Annotated in this window: 11 protein-coding genes; all 11 read left to right on the top strand. The window is 68.8% G+C overall.

The features are described 5' to 3' along the window. The first annotated feature begins 37 nt into the window (after positions 1-37). The 11 genes from ACG04R_RS15750 (at position 38) to ACG04R_RS15800 (ending at position 15,781) form a co-directional block, all read left to right on the top strand. Positions 38-1,123, top strand: a complete 1,086-nt coding sequence (locus tag ACG04R_RS15750) for an ABC transporter ATP-binding protein (RefSeq protein WP_394412402.1) — start codon at positions 38-40, stop codon at positions 1,121-1,123. Further along, on the top strand, positions 1,120-2,016 hold the full coding sequence (locus ACG04R_RS15755) for a carbohydrate ABC transporter permease (protein ID WP_394412405.1): 897 nt from the start codon (positions 1,120-1,122) through the stop codon (positions 2,014-2,016). The genes ACG04R_RS15750 and ACG04R_RS15755 overlap by 4 nt, the downstream gene beginning before the upstream one ends. Then, on the top strand, positions 2,013-2,834 hold the full coding sequence (locus ACG04R_RS15760; protein WP_394412408.1) for a carbohydrate ABC transporter permease: 822 nt from the start codon (positions 2,013-2,015) through the stop codon (positions 2,832-2,834). Before ACG04R_RS15755 ends, ACG04R_RS15760 begins: the two co-directional genes overlap by 4 nt. Next, entirely contained in the window at positions 2,831-4,147 is a 1,317-nt protein-coding gene (locus ACG04R_RS15765) for an ABC transporter substrate-binding protein (protein ID WP_394412411.1), read from the top strand. The genes ACG04R_RS15760 and ACG04R_RS15765 overlap by 4 nt, the downstream gene beginning before the upstream one ends. A gap of 392 nt (positions 4,148-4,539) precedes the next feature. Continuing rightward, positions 4,540-7,272, top strand: a complete 2,733-nt coding sequence (locus tag ACG04R_RS15770) for a TonB-dependent receptor (RefSeq protein WP_394412414.1) — start codon at positions 4,540-4,542, stop codon at positions 7,270-7,272. Positions 7,273-7,538: 266 nt separating this feature from the next. Next, positions 7,539-8,486, top strand: coding sequence for an ABC transporter substrate-binding protein (locus tag ACG04R_RS15775; protein ID WP_394412417.1), 948 nt, complete (start codon positions 7,539-7,541; stop codon positions 8,484-8,486). After that, complete coding sequence (locus ACG04R_RS15780) at positions 8,486-9,979, top strand: sugar ABC transporter ATP-binding protein (RefSeq protein WP_394412420.1); 1,494 nt, start codon at positions 8,486-8,488, stop codon at positions 9,977-9,979. Before ACG04R_RS15775 ends, ACG04R_RS15780 begins: the two co-directional genes overlap by 1 nt. Beyond that, positions 9,976-10,929, top strand: a complete 954-nt coding sequence (locus ACG04R_RS15785; protein WP_394412423.1) for an ABC transporter permease — start codon at positions 9,976-9,978, stop codon at positions 10,927-10,929. The genes ACG04R_RS15780 and ACG04R_RS15785 overlap by 4 nt, the downstream gene beginning before the upstream one ends. Then, positions 10,926-11,900: a galactofuranose ABC transporter, permease protein YjfF gene (gene yjfF / locus ACG04R_RS15790; RefSeq protein WP_394412426.1), complete on the top strand. Its 975-nt coding sequence runs from the start codon at positions 10,926-10,928 to the stop codon at positions 11,898-11,900. The genes ACG04R_RS15785 and yjfF overlap by 4 nt, the downstream gene beginning before the upstream one ends. 19 nt (positions 11,901-11,919) lie before the next feature. Then, complete coding sequence (locus ACG04R_RS15795; protein WP_394412431.1) at positions 11,920-13,719, top strand: glycoside hydrolase family 2 protein; 1,800 nt, start codon at positions 11,920-11,922, stop codon at positions 13,717-13,719. 64 nt (positions 13,720-13,783) lie between these two features. Next, on the top strand, positions 13,784-15,781 hold the full coding sequence (locus ACG04R_RS15800; RefSeq protein WP_394412434.1) for an RICIN domain-containing protein: 1,998 nt from the start codon (positions 13,784-13,786) through the stop codon (positions 15,779-15,781). The last annotated feature ends 27 nt before the right edge of the window (positions 15,782-15,808 follow it).

Here is a 15,808-nt window from a genome sequence, read left to right on the forward strand (position 1 = left end):
CGTCGCCACGAACGACGCCCAGCCGGAGACAACCCCCTTGACTGCAAGCATCGAATTCGCCGGCGTCGCCAAACGCTATGGCGCCGTCGAAGTCATCCCCGACTTCTCGTTGAACATCGCCGCGGGCGAGTTCATCGTGCTGCTCGGCCCGTCGGGTTGCGGCAAGTCCACGCTGCTGCGCATGCTCGCCGGGCTGGAGAGCGTGTCCGACGGACGCATCGTGCTCGGCGGCACCGACGTGACGCCGCTGCCGCCCGGCAGGCGCGGCCTCGCGATGGTGTTCCAGCAGTACGCGCTCTATCCGCACATGAGCGTGTTCGACAACATGGCCTTCGGCCTGCGCAACCTCGGCGGGGCCGACGTCGACGTGAAGCGGCGCGTCACCGACGCCGCGCAGATGCTGGAGCTGGACGCGCTGCTGCAGCGCAAGCCGGGTCAGCTGTCCGGCGGCCAGCGCCAGCGCGTCGCCATCGGCCGCGCGGTCGTCAAGGAGCCCAAGGCCTTCCTGTTCGACGAGCCGCTGTCCAACCTCGACGCCAAGCTGCGCAACCGCACGCGCATCGAGATCGCGCGGCTGCACAAGCGGCTGGGCTCGACGATGGTGTTCGTCACGCACGACCAGGTCGAGGCCATGACGCTGGCCGACCGCATCGTCGTCATGAACGGCGGTCGCATCGAACAGGTGGGCCAGCCGATGGAGATCTACCAGCGCCCGCGCACGAAATTCGTCGCCGGCTTCGTCGGCAGCCCGGCCATGAATTTCCTGCCCGCCGAGCGCGTGGCCGACGAGCAGGGCTGCGTCGCCGTGCGGCTGGCCGGCGGTGCCGTGCTGCGCACGCAGGTGAGGGCTGGCGACATCGGCAGCGAGCTGTGCCTCGGCGTGCGGCCCGAGGGCTTGAAGCTGGCCGACGACGGCATCGTCGCCGGCAGCGTCGAGCTGATCGAGCGCCTGGGTGAGCGCAGCCTCGCGCACGTGGGGCTGGGTGACGGGCAGGTCGTCGTCGCCGAGGTGCCGGTGCAGCGCCCGCTGGCGCTGGGCGAGGCCGTGCGGCTGCAGCCCGATGTGGCGCAGGCGCATGTCTTCGACGCGGCCGGCCGCGCCTTCCACGCCGAGGCCGCATGAGCGCATCCGTGTCGCGCCAGCCCTCGCTGGGCCAGCCCGCCTGGGTGGGCTGGGCCTTCATCGCGCCCTTCCTGCTGTGCTACCTGGGCCTGCTTGTCGCACCGGTGCTGGAGGGCTGGTGGCTGTCCTTCCATGCGGTGGACCTGCTGACCGGCCGTGGCCAGTTCGTCGGCCTCGCCAACTTTCTCGACCTGTTGAAGGACGAGATCTTCCTGCGCAGCGCTGCCAACACGGTGCTGTTCGCCGCGCTGTGCACGCCGGCCTTCGTCATCCTCGGCCTGGCGCTGGCGCTGGTGCTGAACCGCCCCGGCAAGCTGGGCGCGTGGCTGCGCGGCACCTTCTTCGCGTCCAACGTGCTGTCGGTGACGGTCGTCACGCTGATCTGGCGGCTCGTGCTGCTGCCGGACCGTGGGCTGCTGAGCCAGGGCCTCGCCGCCGTCGGCCTGCCGGACCTCGCGCCGCTGAGCGACGAGCATCTGGCGCTGCCCTTCATCGCGGTGGTCACGCTGTGGTGGGGCATCGGCCTGCCGATGACGCTGATCCTCGCCGCGCTGCAGCAGGTGCCCAAGGACTTGTACGAGGCCGCCGCGCTGGACAACACCAGCCGCTGGCGCGCCTTCCGCTTCATCACCTTGCCGGCGCTGCGCCGCACGCTGATCCTCGTCGCCATCGTGCAGTTGCTGGGCCAGCTGCAGGTGTTCGGCCAGGCGCAGCTGCTGACCAACGGCGGGCCCAACAACAGCACGCGGACGATGGTGATGTTCATCTACGAGGCGCTGTTCGACCAATGGGCGCTGGGCTACTCGGCCGCCGCGGCGCAGCTGCTGTTCGTGCTGCTGGTGCTGGGCGTGTCCGTGCAGCGCTGGGCCGAGAAGCGGGAGGACGGCCAATGAAGACGACGCTGTTCGACCGCTTGCTGCTGGCCGCCGCCGTGCTGCTGGCCCTGCTGTGGATGCTGCCGCTGGCGTGGGTGCTGGTGCTGTCGCTGAAGTCCAACGCGGTGCTGATGGAACGCACCGACGCGCTGCTGTCCACGCCGTTCACGCTGCGCAACTACGTCGACATCCTGGCCAATCCGGCCGTGTTCCGCTGGGTGCTGAACAGCTGCGTCGTCGCCGGCGTGCAGACGCTGCTGGTGCTGTTCCTGTCGTCGCTGGCCGGCTACGGCTTTGCGCGCTGTGAGTTCCGCGGCAAGAACCTCGTGTTCGCTGCGGTGCTGGCCGGGCTGGCCGTGCCGGAGCCGGCCGTCGTCATCCCGCTGCACCGCTTCTTCGCCGAGCTGGGCCTGCACAACAGCTACGCCGGGCTGATCCTGCCGCGGCTGGCCGCGCCTTTCGGCGTGTTCCTGATGACGCAGTTCTTCAAGGCCGTGCCGCGCGAGCTGGAGGAAGCGGCGTTGATGGACAACGCGTCGCGCTGGACCGTGTTCTGGCGCGTCATCCTGCCGCTGACGCTTCCGGCGCAGGCGACGCTTGGCATCTTCAGCTTCCTGGCCGCGTGGAACGACTACCTGTGGCCGCTGATCTCCGCGACCCGCCCCGAGATGTACACGCTGACCCTGGGCCTCGCGTCCACGCAGACCAACTTCGCGCAGTCCGAGGGGCTGGGCTTCCTGATGGCCCAGGCCGTGTTCGCCGCGCTGCCGGTGCTGGTGCTGTACGCCTTCTTCCAGCGCCATATCGTGGCGGCGGTGTCGGGGGGCAAGCCATGAAGCGCCGCCTCATCGCTTTCGCGGCGGCGCTGCTCACGGGCGTCGCCACGGCCGCGCCTGTCGAGATCACGCTGGCGCGCTTCTTCGGCAGCTGCGATGCCGAGTTCGGCCATGTCACCGACCCGTCGCAGGTCAGCAGCGAGTGCGGCATCGTCACCGTGCTGACGAACAAGTTCAATGCGCAGAATGCCGGTCGCATCCACGTCGACACACAGGTCGTCGAGCACTCGGCCTTCTACCCGCAGCTGGGCGCGCGCATCGTCGGCGGCGACCTGCCGACGATCTCCATCATGCACAGCTCGGTGCTGGGCGACTTCGCCAAGCGCGACCTGCTGCAGCCGCTGGACGGCGCGCTGAACGCGGCCGACTTCACGCCCCACGCCCGCCACGGCGTCAGCTTCAACGGCCACTTGCTGGCCTTGCCCTACGACAGCCACGCGATGCTGTGGCACGTCAACCTCGGGCTGATGAAGCAGGCCGGCCTCGTCGACGCGGCCGGCCACGCGAAGCTGCCCACGTCCCCGCAAGAGCTGCTGGAGCAGGCGCGCGCCTTCAAGCGCGCCACCGGCAAGCCCTACTTCGTCTGGCTGACGCTGAACGATCCCAGCTTCTTCGCGCGCAGCATCCTCGGCCTCGTGCATCAGCAGCGCGGCCGCCTGTTCCCGAAGTCCGACCTTGCCATCGACCTCGGCACGCCGGAGGTCAAGACGGCCGTCGAGCTGATGCGCACGCTCTATGCCGAGGGCCTGTCGACGCGGCACATGGACTACAGCGCCGCGCTGCAGGCCTTCATGGCCGGCGCCGGTGGCGTCATGCCCAACGGTACCTGGCTGCTGGGGCAGCTCAATGACCGCGCCGCACAGGCCGGCAATCCGCTGAGTCACGCCTACGAGGCCTTGCCCGAGCCGCAGCTCTACGTGCAGCCGGCCACCTGGGCCGACAGCCATGTGTGGGTGATGCTGCGCAACCCGAAGCAGACCGCGGCCGAGCGCGCGGCGGGCCTGGCCTTCCTGCGCTTCCTCAACGACGAGAGCCTGGCCTGGGCCCGCACCGGTCAGCTGCCTGCGCGGCAGTCGGCCGTGGATAGCGCTGCGTTCAAGGCGCTGCCGATGCGCGCGTCGCTGGGCCCGGTCGCGCAGATCGGCACCGGCCTGCCAACCACCGTCGCGCGCCAGTCGCGCGTCATGGGCCTGCTGGGCGAAACCGTGTCGGCCATCGTCGTTTCCGGCGAGCCGCTCGAGGCCACGCTGGCCAAGGGCCAGCAGCGCATCAACCGCCTGCTGGAGCGCGAAGCGCGCTTTCTCGGTCGGTAAAGCGCCACAACTCATGGTTTGCCATAGGTTTATAACAAGTAAATTGGTGAATAATCATCGCATTGATCGAAATGGAGTGTGGGCCATGTCCGCGCGCTCCAGAAACCCGGCGGCGCCCCATGGCCGCTGGCTGAACAGATTCTGAGAAGACGGACCCGCCAGCGCGAGTCGCTGGCGGTCACGGTCGCACCAAGCGCCCTCCAGGCGCGTTGCTGCGACTAATGTTGCAAGAAAAGTTGTTTGTAATGACTGATGGTCGAGACTGCCGCGCCAGCAACCGCGGCGGTGCCAGACCCAGGGACCCGCGCCAACCGGCGCCATGATTTCGTTCAAAAAACCGGCCTCGCACGGCGCCAAACGAAGCGCCGCCGCAAAGCCCCAGGAGACAAGAAATGAAGCGATTCACCCTCTCGCCGATCCCGGCAGCCGCACTCGTCACGCTGGCACTTGCCGGCCAGCAGGCCCAAGCCCAGGAGGCTCCCAAGGCCCCCGAGGCCAGCAAGCTGGAGCAGGTCGTCATCATCGGCCAGCGTGCCAGCCGCAACGCGGCCGTGCAGTCCAAGCGCGATGCCGACCAGGTGGTCGAGTCCATCGTCGCCGACGACATCGGCAAGTTCCCCGACAACACGGTGGCCGAGGCGCTGCAGCGCGTGCCCGGCGTGCAGACCGTCGTCAACTTCAACAACGAAATCGTCAACCCGCTGATCCGCGGCATCGGCGACATCGTCACCACTGTCGACGGCCGCGAGATGTTCACCGGCACGGGCCGCGGCTTCGCCTTCCAGGATCTGCCGGCCGAAGCCATCTCGCGCGCCGACGTCTACAAGTCCGCCGGCGCCCAGCTCGTCGAAGGCGGCGTGGCCGGTGCCATCGACCTGAAGCTGCGCAAGCCGATGGAGTTCCGCAAGGGCATGACGCTGGTCATCAACGGCCGCGCCAACGCTGGCGAGTTCGAGACCAAGCCCAGCACCAAGCTCGGCGTGCTCGGCTCCTACCGCACCAACCTCGATGGCGGCGAGATCGGCGCCCTGGTCGACATCTCCTACGCCGACCATCATTTCAACCGGCCCATCTCCTTCAACTGCGACCCGCGCTCCGGCACCAACGGCCCGGCTGGTGCCGCCGGCGTGGTGCTGCCCACCTGCGTCGGCGGCCTGACCGACACCGGCGACTACCAGCGCCCGCAGGTCAACGCCGCGGTGCAGTGGCGCCCGAACAAGGAGAACGAGTTCTACGCCGATGCGCTCTACGCCGGCTATCGCGCCAAGTTCGCGACGTTCTTCATCTTCTCGGACATCTTCGCGGCGCAGAACATCACCAACGCCAAGGCCAGTACCGACTGCTTCGATGCCCACGTCGACGGCGCCGGCTTCCTGGGCAACTCGTCGCTGGGTGTGCAGCACCTGTGCAACGGCGTCTCGGCCACGTTCAACAACGTCCCCGGGCTGACCAGCACGCAGGCCAAGGTCGGCATGACGGACCAGAGCGTCCTGGCCGGTGGCTGGAAGTACAACTCCGGCCCGCTGTCGACCACGCTGGATCTCTCGCACATGCGGTCCAACAACCGCAACCGCAACATCATTGTCGATATCGGCAAGCAGATCAGCGAGGTGGACATCGCCGTCAACGACGACGGCCACGGCACCACCAACATGCCCAACAACCCGCTGGGCAGCGCGACGGACTTCCGCTTCGCAAACTCGCTGTTCCAGGACATCAACAAGGCCAACAGCACGCAGGACGCCGTCGCGTTCAGCGGCAACTACGAACTCAGCGGCTTCATCACCTCCATCGACTTCGGCGTGCGCGGCACGAGCCGCAAGTCCGAGTGGCGCGCCAACCAGGCCGGCGGCCCCAACGCGCCGGGCGGCAACCGCGTCACGCTGGTCAGCTCGGCCAGCGTGCTGCCGGCCGACTTCCTGATCTCGTCGCCCAATTGCATCCCGCAGATCAACGGCTGCGCGCACTGGATGACGCCGAACCCCGACTACCTGCGCGACAACACCGACGTGCTGCGCAAGTTCTACGGCAGCGCGGTGGGTGACCCGGCCTTCGCTCCGGTCAACAACTACGACTCCAACGAGAAGACCTACGCGGCCTACATCCAGCCGCACTACGAGACCTCGCTCGGCGGCATGCGCCTGGACGGCGTGTTCGGTGGCCGCCTGGTCCGCTCGGAGCGCACCATCTCCGGCGCCGGCATGATCAACGGCGTCGTCACGCCGCAGACCGCATCCACGACGAAGACGCACTTCCTGCCCAACGCCAGCGCCAAGCTGGAGGTCGCGCCCAACCTGCTGGTGCGTGCGACGGCCGGCGTCACGATGTCCCGCCCGGACCTGGGCGCGCTGAACCCGACGCTGAACTACACGGTCCCGAGCAACCTCAACATCCGCCCGAGCGGCGCCGGCGGCAACCCGGACCTGAAGGACCAGATGAGCACGGCGTACGACCTGTCCGTCGAGCGCTACTTCGGCAAGGGCAGCTACCTGCAGGCGGCCGTCTACTACCGCACGCTGAAGGACCGCGTCGCGAGCGCCTCCTACCCCGAGACCATCGGCGGCATCACCTACGACATCACCCGCCCGCGCAACGTCGGCAAGGCCACGCTCAGCGGCCTGGAGCTCAGCGCGCAGTACTTCCTGGACTTCTTGCCCGGTGCCGCCAGCGGCTTCGGCGTGTTCGGCAACTACACGCAGGCCGACAGCGAAGTGAAGACGCCGACCGACCCGCTGTACGGCAAGCCGCTGCTGGGCGTGTCCAAGCAAAGCGCCAACGCCGGCCTGCTGTACGAGAAGTTCGGCTTCACGAGCCGCCTGGTCTACACATGGCGCAGCAAGTTCAACGAAGGCCAGTTCGGTTGCGAGCTCGTGTCGCCGGCTGAGAACGGCATGAGCGTCGGCGCCTGCGACCCCGGCGTGGCACCCACCTACAACCGCGTGAAGGCCTATGGCCGACTCGACTTCGCGGTGGGCTACCAGGTCACCGAGCAGCTCAGCGTCACCTTCAACGCCAACAACCTGACCGGTGCGAAGTACCACAGCTACTTCCAGAGCGAGAGCTTCCCGCACGACATCCGTTCGGACGACAAGTTCTACGGCCTGAGCTTCAACTTCAAGTTGTGACTGTTGGCCCCTCGGCCGGACTTGCCTGCTGAACGCGGCAAGTCCAGTCGGTCCCCCGAGGGGACGGCGATGCATGCCGGCTTGACCGGCATGCACATCGCCTAGGCGGGCCGGCTTGGGGCGGCCCGGCGCTCGGCCCGAAGACCTCGGGTTGGCGCCTTCTGATCATTCTCCGGGCGGTCGTGGTTCGGCCCGCCTTTGCAGCCAGCCCTCGTGCACGCGCTCTTCCGGGCGCGTGCCGGGGCGGCCTTTTTCTTGAACAAAGCATGCAACGACGCCTCCTCCTGGCTGCTCTCGCAGCCGCAGGCCTGCCCGCTTGGGCGGCCGACAAGAAGCTCGTCCTCGGCTTCTCGCAGATCGGCGCCGAGTCCGCCTGGCGCACCGCCAACTCCACCTCGATCAAGCAGGCCGCGAGGGATGCCGGCATCGAGCTGAAGTTCGCCGACGCGCAGCAGAAACAGGAAAACCAGATGAAGGCGCTGCGCGCCTTCATCGCGCAGAAGGTCGACGTCATCGCGCTGTCGCCCGTCGTCGAGACCGGCTGGGGCACCGTGCTGCGCGAGGCCAAGGCCGCGGGCATCCCGGTCATCCTGACCGATCGCCTCGTCAAGGAAGCCGACGAGAGCCTGTGGGCCTCGTTCATGGGCTCGGACTTCGTCGAGGAAGGTCGCCGCGCCGGCCGCTGGCTGGTCGACAAGACCAAGGGTGGCAAGGACGAGATCCGTATCGTCGAACTGCAGGGCACCGTCGGCGCCGCGCCCGCGCTGGACCGCAAGAAGGGCTTCGAGGAGGCCATCAAGGCCGACCCGCGCCTGAAGATCGTGCGTTCGCAGACGGCCGACTTCAGCCGGGCCAAGGGCAAGGAGGTCATGGAAGCCTTCATCAAGGCCGAGGCCGGTAGGAAGATCCACGTGCTCTACGCCCACAACGACGACATGGCGCTGGGTGCCATCCAAGCCATCGAGGAAGCGGGGCTCAAGCCGGGCACGGACATCCTCGTCGTGTCCATTGACGGCGTGAAGGCCGCCTTCCAGGCCATGGTGGCCGGCAAGCTGAACGTGACGGTCGAGTGCAGTCCGCTGCTGGGGCCGTCGCTGATGCAGGCCGTCAAGGACCTGAAGGCCGGCAAGACGCTGCCGCGCCGCCTCATCACCGAGGAAGGCGTGTTCCCCTCGGAAGTCGCCGCGCGCGAGCTGCCCAAGCGCCAGTACTGATGTCGGACGTGGTGTTCCAGGCCACCGGTGTGGCCAAGGCTTTCAACGGCGTGCCGGCGCTGGCCGACGCGGCGCTGACGCTGCGCGCCGGCGAGGTCCACGTGTTGATGGGCCAGAACGGCGCGGGCAAGTCCACGTTGATCAAGATCCTGGCCGGCGTGCAGGGCTTCGACGCCGGCAGCATCCGGCTCGACGGTCGGCCCTTCGCCGCGCGCACGCCACTGCAGGCGCAGCAGGCCGGCATCGCCGTCGTGCACCAGGAGGTACAGCTGTGCCCCAACCTGTCGGTCGCCGAGAACCTGCTGGCTGGCCGCCTGCCGCGGCGCTGGTTCGGCATTGACTGGCGCGCCGCCTATCGCGAGGCCGAGGCCGTGCTCGCGCGGCTGGGCCTGAACCTCGACGTGCGCGCCACGCTGGGCGAACTGCCAGTCGCGCTGCAGCAGATGGTGGCCATCGCCCGCGCGCTGCATCAGCAGGCGCGGGTGCTCATCCTCGACGAGCCCACGTCCAGCCTCGACGAGGCCGAGACCGCCCGCCTGCTCGCGCTATTGCGCCAGCTGCGCGGCGAGGGCGTGGCCATCCTGCTGGTCACGCACTTCCTCGACCAGGCCTACGCCGTGGCCGACCGCTTCACCGTGCTGCGCAACGGCCGGTTCGTCGGCGAGTACGCGGCCGACCTGCCGCGCATGAAGCTCGTGGAGCTGATGATCGGTCGCGAGCTTTCCGCCACCACCGAGGCGCGCGAGGCTCGCGAGCCCGCCGCCGCTGCGCCGCTGCTGCAGGCCGAGGGCCTGGGTCGCGGCAATGCCATTGCCGGCGTGGACCTGTCCGTCGCGCCCGGCGAGGTGCTGGGCCTGGCCGGTCTGCTCGGCGCGGGTCGCACCGAGCTGGCCCGGCTGCTGTTCGGCGCCGACCGTGCGGACCGTGGCGAGCTTCGCGTGGCCGGGCAACCAGTCACGCTGCGCAGCCCCCGCGATGCCGTGCGCGCGGGCCTGGCCTTCTGCCCCGAGGAGCGCAAGGTCGACGGCATCGTCGCCGAGCTGAGTGTGCGCGAGAACATCGTGCTGGCGTTGCAGGCCCGTCGTGGTGTGTTGCGCATGCTGCCGCGCGCAGCGCAGCGCGAGCTGGCCGAGGCCTTCATCAGGAAGCTCGGCATCAAGACGGCCGACGCCGAGACCCCCATCGCCCTGCTGTCCGGCGGCAACCAGCAGAAGGCCATCCTGGCACGCTGGCTGGCCACCGAGCCGCGGCTGCTGATCCTCGACGAGCCGACGCGCGGCATCGACATCGCCGCCAAGCAGGACCTGATGTCGCAGGTGCTGACGCTGTGCCGCCAAGGCATGGCGCTGGTGTTCGTCTCGTCCGAGCTGCCCGAGGTGCTGCGTGTGGCCGACCGCGTCGTCGTGCTGCGCGAGCGGCGCCAGGTGGCGACGCTGGATGCCCAGGGCTTGAGCGAGGCGCAGCTGCTGCGCACGATGGCGGAGGCCGCATGACCGGTTCCGCCCGACACGCCGGCATCGTGCTGGCCGCGCTGCTGCTGCTCAACGTGTTGTTGAACCCGCAGTTCGCCAGCCTGCGCTGGCAGGACGGCCACGCCTTCGGCCCGATCATCGACATCGTCAATCGCGCGGCACCCTTGATGGTCGTCGCGATGGGCATGACGCTGGTCATCGCCGTGCGCGGCATCGACATCTCGGTGGGCGCCGTCGTCGCCATCACGGCGGCCATCGCGGCCCACCTCATCAACGACAGCGGCTCGCTCGCGCTGGCCATCGCCGCAGGCCTGGGGGCCGCCGCGCTGTGCGGCCTGTTCAACGGCCTGCTGGTCGTCGTCGGTGGCATCCAGCCCATCATCGCGACGCTGATCCTGATGACCGCCGGCCGCGGGATCGCGCAGCTCATCACCGACGGGCAGATCCTCACGATCGAGCACGCCGGCTATGCCTTCCTCGGCAACGGCTTTCTGCTGGGCCTGCCGTTTGCGCCGTGGCTGGCGCTGGCGCTCGCGCTGCTGCTCGGCGTGCTGAAGCACCGCACGGCGCTGGGCCTGTTCCTGCAGGCCGCGGGCGCCAACCCGGCGGCCGCGCGACTGGCGGGCGTGAATGCCGCCGCGCTGCTGCTGGCCGTCTACATCGCCTGCGGCTTGTGCGCCGGCCTGGCCGGGCTGATGATCTCCGCCAACATCAAGAGCGCCGATGCCAACAACGCCGGCCTGATGCTGGAGCTGGACGCCATCCTGGCCGTCACGCTGGGCGGCACGTCGCTGCTGGGCGGGCGCTTCAGCCTGCGTGGCAGCGTGCTGGGCGCGCTCATCATCCAGACGCTGACGACCAGCATCTACGCGCTGGGCATCGCGCCCGAGGTCACGCTGGTCGTGAAGGCCGTCGTCGTGTTCGTCGTGTCGATCAGCCAGTCGCCCAAGCTGCGTTGGAGGCGGGCATGAAGTTCAACTCGCAAAGCCTGCCGAGCTGGACCTCGGTGCTGCTGCTCGTTGTGGCCCTGTTCGCCGGTGCCACGGCGTATCCCGGCTTGCTGTCCGGCCAGGTGCTGCTGAACCTGCTCATCGACAACGCCTTCCTGCTGGTCGTCGCGGTCGGCATGAGCTTCGTCATCCTGTCCGGCGGCATCGACCTGTCGGTGGGGTCCGTCGTGGCGCTGACCACCATGCTGCTGGCGCTGGGCGTCGAGCGCGCGCACCTGTCGCTCTGGCTGCTGATCCCGCTGCTGCTGCTGGGTGGCGCGGCGTTCGGTGCGGCCATGGGCTGGGTCATCCAGGCCTTCGAGGTGCCGGCCTTCATCGTCACGCTGGCCGGGCTGTTCCTCGCACGGGGCCTGTGCTACCTGCTCAGCATCGACTCCATTCCCATCACCGACGAGACGCTGGCCGGCTGGTCGCAGGCGCGCTGGTCGCTCGGGCCGCTCGGCGAGATCACGCCGGGCGCCGTCTGCGCGCTGCTCGTGCTCGCGCTGGCCGTGTGGGTGGCCCGCTCCACCGGCTTCGGCCGCGCGGTCTACGCGCTGGGCGGCCACGAGACGTCCGCACGGCTGATGGGGCTGCCCGTCGCCGGCACGCGCATCGCCGTCTACGCCGTCAGCGGCGGCCTGGCATCCCTGGGCGGCGTGCTGTTCGGCATCTACACGCTGTCCGGCTACGGCCTGCACGCGCAAGGCCTGGAGCTGGACGCCATCGCCGCCGTCGTCATCGGTGGCGCGCTGCTCAGCGGCGGCACCGGCCACGTGCTGGGCGCGCTGACCGGCGTGCTGATGCTGGGCCTGATCCAGACGCTGATCCTGTTCGACGGCACCTTGAGTTCCTGGTGGACGCGCATCGTCATCGGCGCGCTGCTGGGGCTGTTCTGCGGGTTGCAGCGGCTGCTGGTGCTGCTGAGCGGGCGCCGTCGCGCCACTCCCTGAATCCTTCACGAGGTCCCTCATGAGACTGCTGATTTCATCCCTCGTCCTCGCGCTGGCCGGCATGGCCGCCCACGCCGAGGATGCCGACAAGCCCTTCGTCCCCGGCGTGCGGTTGACGACGCCGTGGACGGCCGAGGCCGAGAAGGCCGCCGTGCCGCTGCCCGAGTACCCGCGCCCTCAACTCGTGCGCAAGGCCTGGCTGAACCTGAACGGCCAATGGGACTACTGGGGCGGCAAGAGCGCGCCCAACGCCCGCCACGTGCCGGCCACGGCGCCGGCCTTCCCGGACAAGGTGGAGCAGGTGCGCGTGCCCTACCCGGTGGAGTCGCGGCTGTCGGGCATCGAGCGGCTGGGCGAGGTGAACCTCTGGTACCGCCGCACGTTCGACGTCCCCGCCACGTGGGTCGGCCAGCGTGTGCGCATCAACTTCGGCGCGGTGGACCGCATCGCCACCGTCTACATCAACGGCACGCGCGTGGGCTTCCATGATGGCGGCTACACGTCGTTCAGCTTCGACATCACCGACCAGCTGAAGACCGGCCGCAACGAGGTCGTCGTCGCCGCCTTCGACCCCAGCACCGGTGACGGCATGCTGGGCAAGCAGTCGCTGAAGCCCGGCGGCATCTTCTACACGCCCAGCTCGGGCATCTGGCAGACGGTGTGGCTGGAGCCCGTCGGCGCCGCCCATGTCGCGCGGCTGGACCTGACGCCCAACGTCGCCAAGCAGCAGCTGCAAGTGATCGTTCGCGCCGATGCCGACTCGGAAGTCGAGGCCGTCGCGCTGCGTGACGGCAAGCCCGTCGGCCGCGTCACGGGCCGCCCAGGCACGGAGTTGACGCTGCCGGTGCCCAAGCCGCGCCTGTGGTCGCCGGACGATCCGTTCCTGTACGACCTCAAGGTCACGCTGCGCCGCGGCGACCAGGTCGTCGACCAGGTCGACAGCTACTTCGGCATGCGCAGCATCGCCATCGGCAACGTGGCCGGCGTGCCGCGCCCGCTGCTGAACGGCAAGTTCGTCTTCCAGTTCGGCCCGCTGGACCAGGGCTTCTGGCCGGACGGCCTCTACACCGCGCCCACCGACGCCGCGCTGAAGTTCGACCTGCAGGCCACGAAGGACCTGGGCTTCAACATGGTCCGCAAGCACATCAAGGTGGAACCGGCGCGCTGGTTCTACTGGGCCGACAAGCTGGGCCTGCTGGTGTGGCAGGACATGCCGCAGACCTGGGACGCCGAGACCGACGTGACCGTGCGCACCCGCGCCGAAGGCCAGATGCGCGAGATCGTCGACCAGCTGCGTTCGATGACGTCCATCGTCACCTGGGTCATCTTCAACGAAAGCTGGGGCGACTTCGACCACCGCCGCATGGCCGACACGTTCAAGGCGATGGACCCGAGCCGCCTCGTCGACACGCACTCCGGCATCAACTTCGAGCCGGCCGACCAGGGCAAGGGCGACCTCATCGACCTGCACGACTACCCCGGCCCGGCCTGGGTGAACTGGCAGCCCGGCCGCATCGCCGTGCTGGGCGAGTACGGCGGCAACAGCCTGCGCACGCCCGGCCACATGTACCGCCCCGACAGCAAGTGCTGCTACCTGCTCTACGAGAGCAAGGACGCCGTCACCAAGGTCTACGTCGAGCAGGCCGCGCGGCTGCGCGAGTACGCGGCGACGCAGGGCCTGAGCGCTGCGGTCTACACCGAGACGACGGACGTGGAGGAGGAGCTGAACGGCTTCTTCACCTACGACCGCCAGGTGCAGAAGCTCGACTTCGAGCGCGTGAGAAAGGCCAACAAGGACCTGATCCGGTTCGGCCGCTGAATTTTCGGGGGCTCCCGCTGAGCGGCCGCCAGAGCCGCCTATTTCCACCCACAGGAGACAAGGCATGAGCATGATGAAGACATGGAGTGGCCGCTGGCTGCTCGCGCTGATGACCGCGCTGTTGGCACTGGCGTCCTTCGCCGCCCGCGCGAACGACGTGGTGCTCAACACCACGCAGGACAGCTTCTACCCACGCATGATCCGGCTCGCCGCGAGCGGCGGCGCCAACGGCCGGCTGATCGCCTCGCACGACCTCGGCGGCAGCCAGTCGCTGATCTACGAGAGCACCAACCAGGGCGCGTCGTGGACGCAGGTGGGCAGCATCACGGTGCCCGAGACCTGGCACTGCTGCAGCACGCTGTGGGAGGTGCCGCAGACGCTGGGCTCCACCACCGCCGGCACGCTGTTCTGGGCCACCACAGGCCGCAACGGAACCAACGCGTACTCGCTGCGCGTCTACCGCAGCACCGACGTGGGCCGCACGTGGACGCAGCTGTCCGTGCCCGCCACCGGCAGCACCGGCATCTGGGAGCCCGAGTTCATCGTCGACAGCGCGGGGCGCCTCGTGATGTTCTATTCCAGCGAGGAGTACAAGGCCGGCGGCTACAACCAGCTGCTGGCGCACAAGGTCTCCACCGACGGCGGTGTGAGCTGGAGTGCCGACACCATCGACGTCGGCATCAGCGACAACGGCGACCTGCGCCCGGGCATGGCCGTCGTGCGCAAGCTGCCGAACGGGACGTACGTGATGACGTACGAGATCTGTGGCTCGCGCGGCTGCGACGTCTACATCCGCACGTCCAGCAACGGCAGCAGCTGGGGCACGGCCAGCGACATGGGCACGCGCGTCGAGTCCACGGCGGGCCACCACTTCAGCAACACGCCGACCGTCACGTGGATGAACGACGGCAGCTCGCAGGGCCGCCTGCTCGTGATCGGCCAGATGCTCCGCCGCAACAGTGACAACAGCGTTGACGACGACAACACCGGCCGCGTCTACATGTTCAACACCGCTGGCGGCACCGGCACGTGGACCGAGGCCGCCACGCCGCTGGCCACGCCCACCGGCACCGGTGGCGATGCCTGCACCAACTACAGCACCCAGCTGCTGGCGTCGGCCGACAACACCCGCGTGCTGGAGCTGGCCGGCATGAGCTGCCGCATCCAGTTCGCCAGCGCGCCGCTGAACAACCCGGTGGCCGACGGTGTCTACCGCCTCGTGTCCAAGAACAGCGGCAAGGTGCTGGACGTTGCGGGCTGCTCGACGACGCCCGGCGCCAACGTGCAGCAGTACACGTGGATCGGCGGTGACTGCCAGCGCTGGAAGGTGGCCAACACGGCCAACGGTCTCTACACGATCACCGCCCAGCACAGCGGCCAGGCCTTGGACGTCAACGGCTGCTCGACGACCGCCGGCGGCAACGTGCAGCAGTACACCGCCAACGGTCTGGCGTGCCAGCAGTGGCGCATCGAACCTGTCGGTGACGGCTATTACCGCGTCGTCAACCAGAACAGCGGCCTGGTGCTGGATGTGAACGCCTGTTCGACGGCCGCTGGCGCCAACGTGCAGCAATGGACGTGGCTGGGCGGCGACTGCCAGCGCTGGCACTTCGAGCGCGTCAGCCCCAACTCCGTTGCCAACGGCACGTACAAGGTCATCTCCAAGCAAAGCAGCCAGGCGCTGGACGTCAACGCCTGCTCGACGGCCGCCGGCGGCAACATCCAGCAGTGGCCCTACAGCGGTGCCAACTGCCAGCGCTGGAACGTGACGATGACCAGCGACGGCTTCTACGAGTTCACGTCGGTCAACAGCGGCTTGAAGATGGACGTGGACAGCGGCTCGCTGCAGATGGGCGCCAACGTGCGCCAGTGGACCAGCAACAACGCGGCGGCGCAGCGCTGGGGCATCGAGTCGGTTGGGGCGGGTTACGTCCGCATCGTCAACAAGAACAGCGGTCGCGTGCTCGACGTGACCGGCTGCTCGACAGCCAACGGCGCCAACGTGGAGCAATGGGAATGGCTGGGCGGCGACTGCCAGCGCTGGCAGTTGGCTGCGCCTTGACCCCTCGTCTGGTTGCGCCGCGCTGAA

Origin of the sequence: Pelomonas candidula, from assembly GCF_043555985.1 — a bacterium.
Classification (GTDB): domain Bacteria; phylum Pseudomonadota; class Gammaproteobacteria; order Burkholderiales; family Burkholderiaceae_C; genus Pelomonas; species Pelomonas candidula.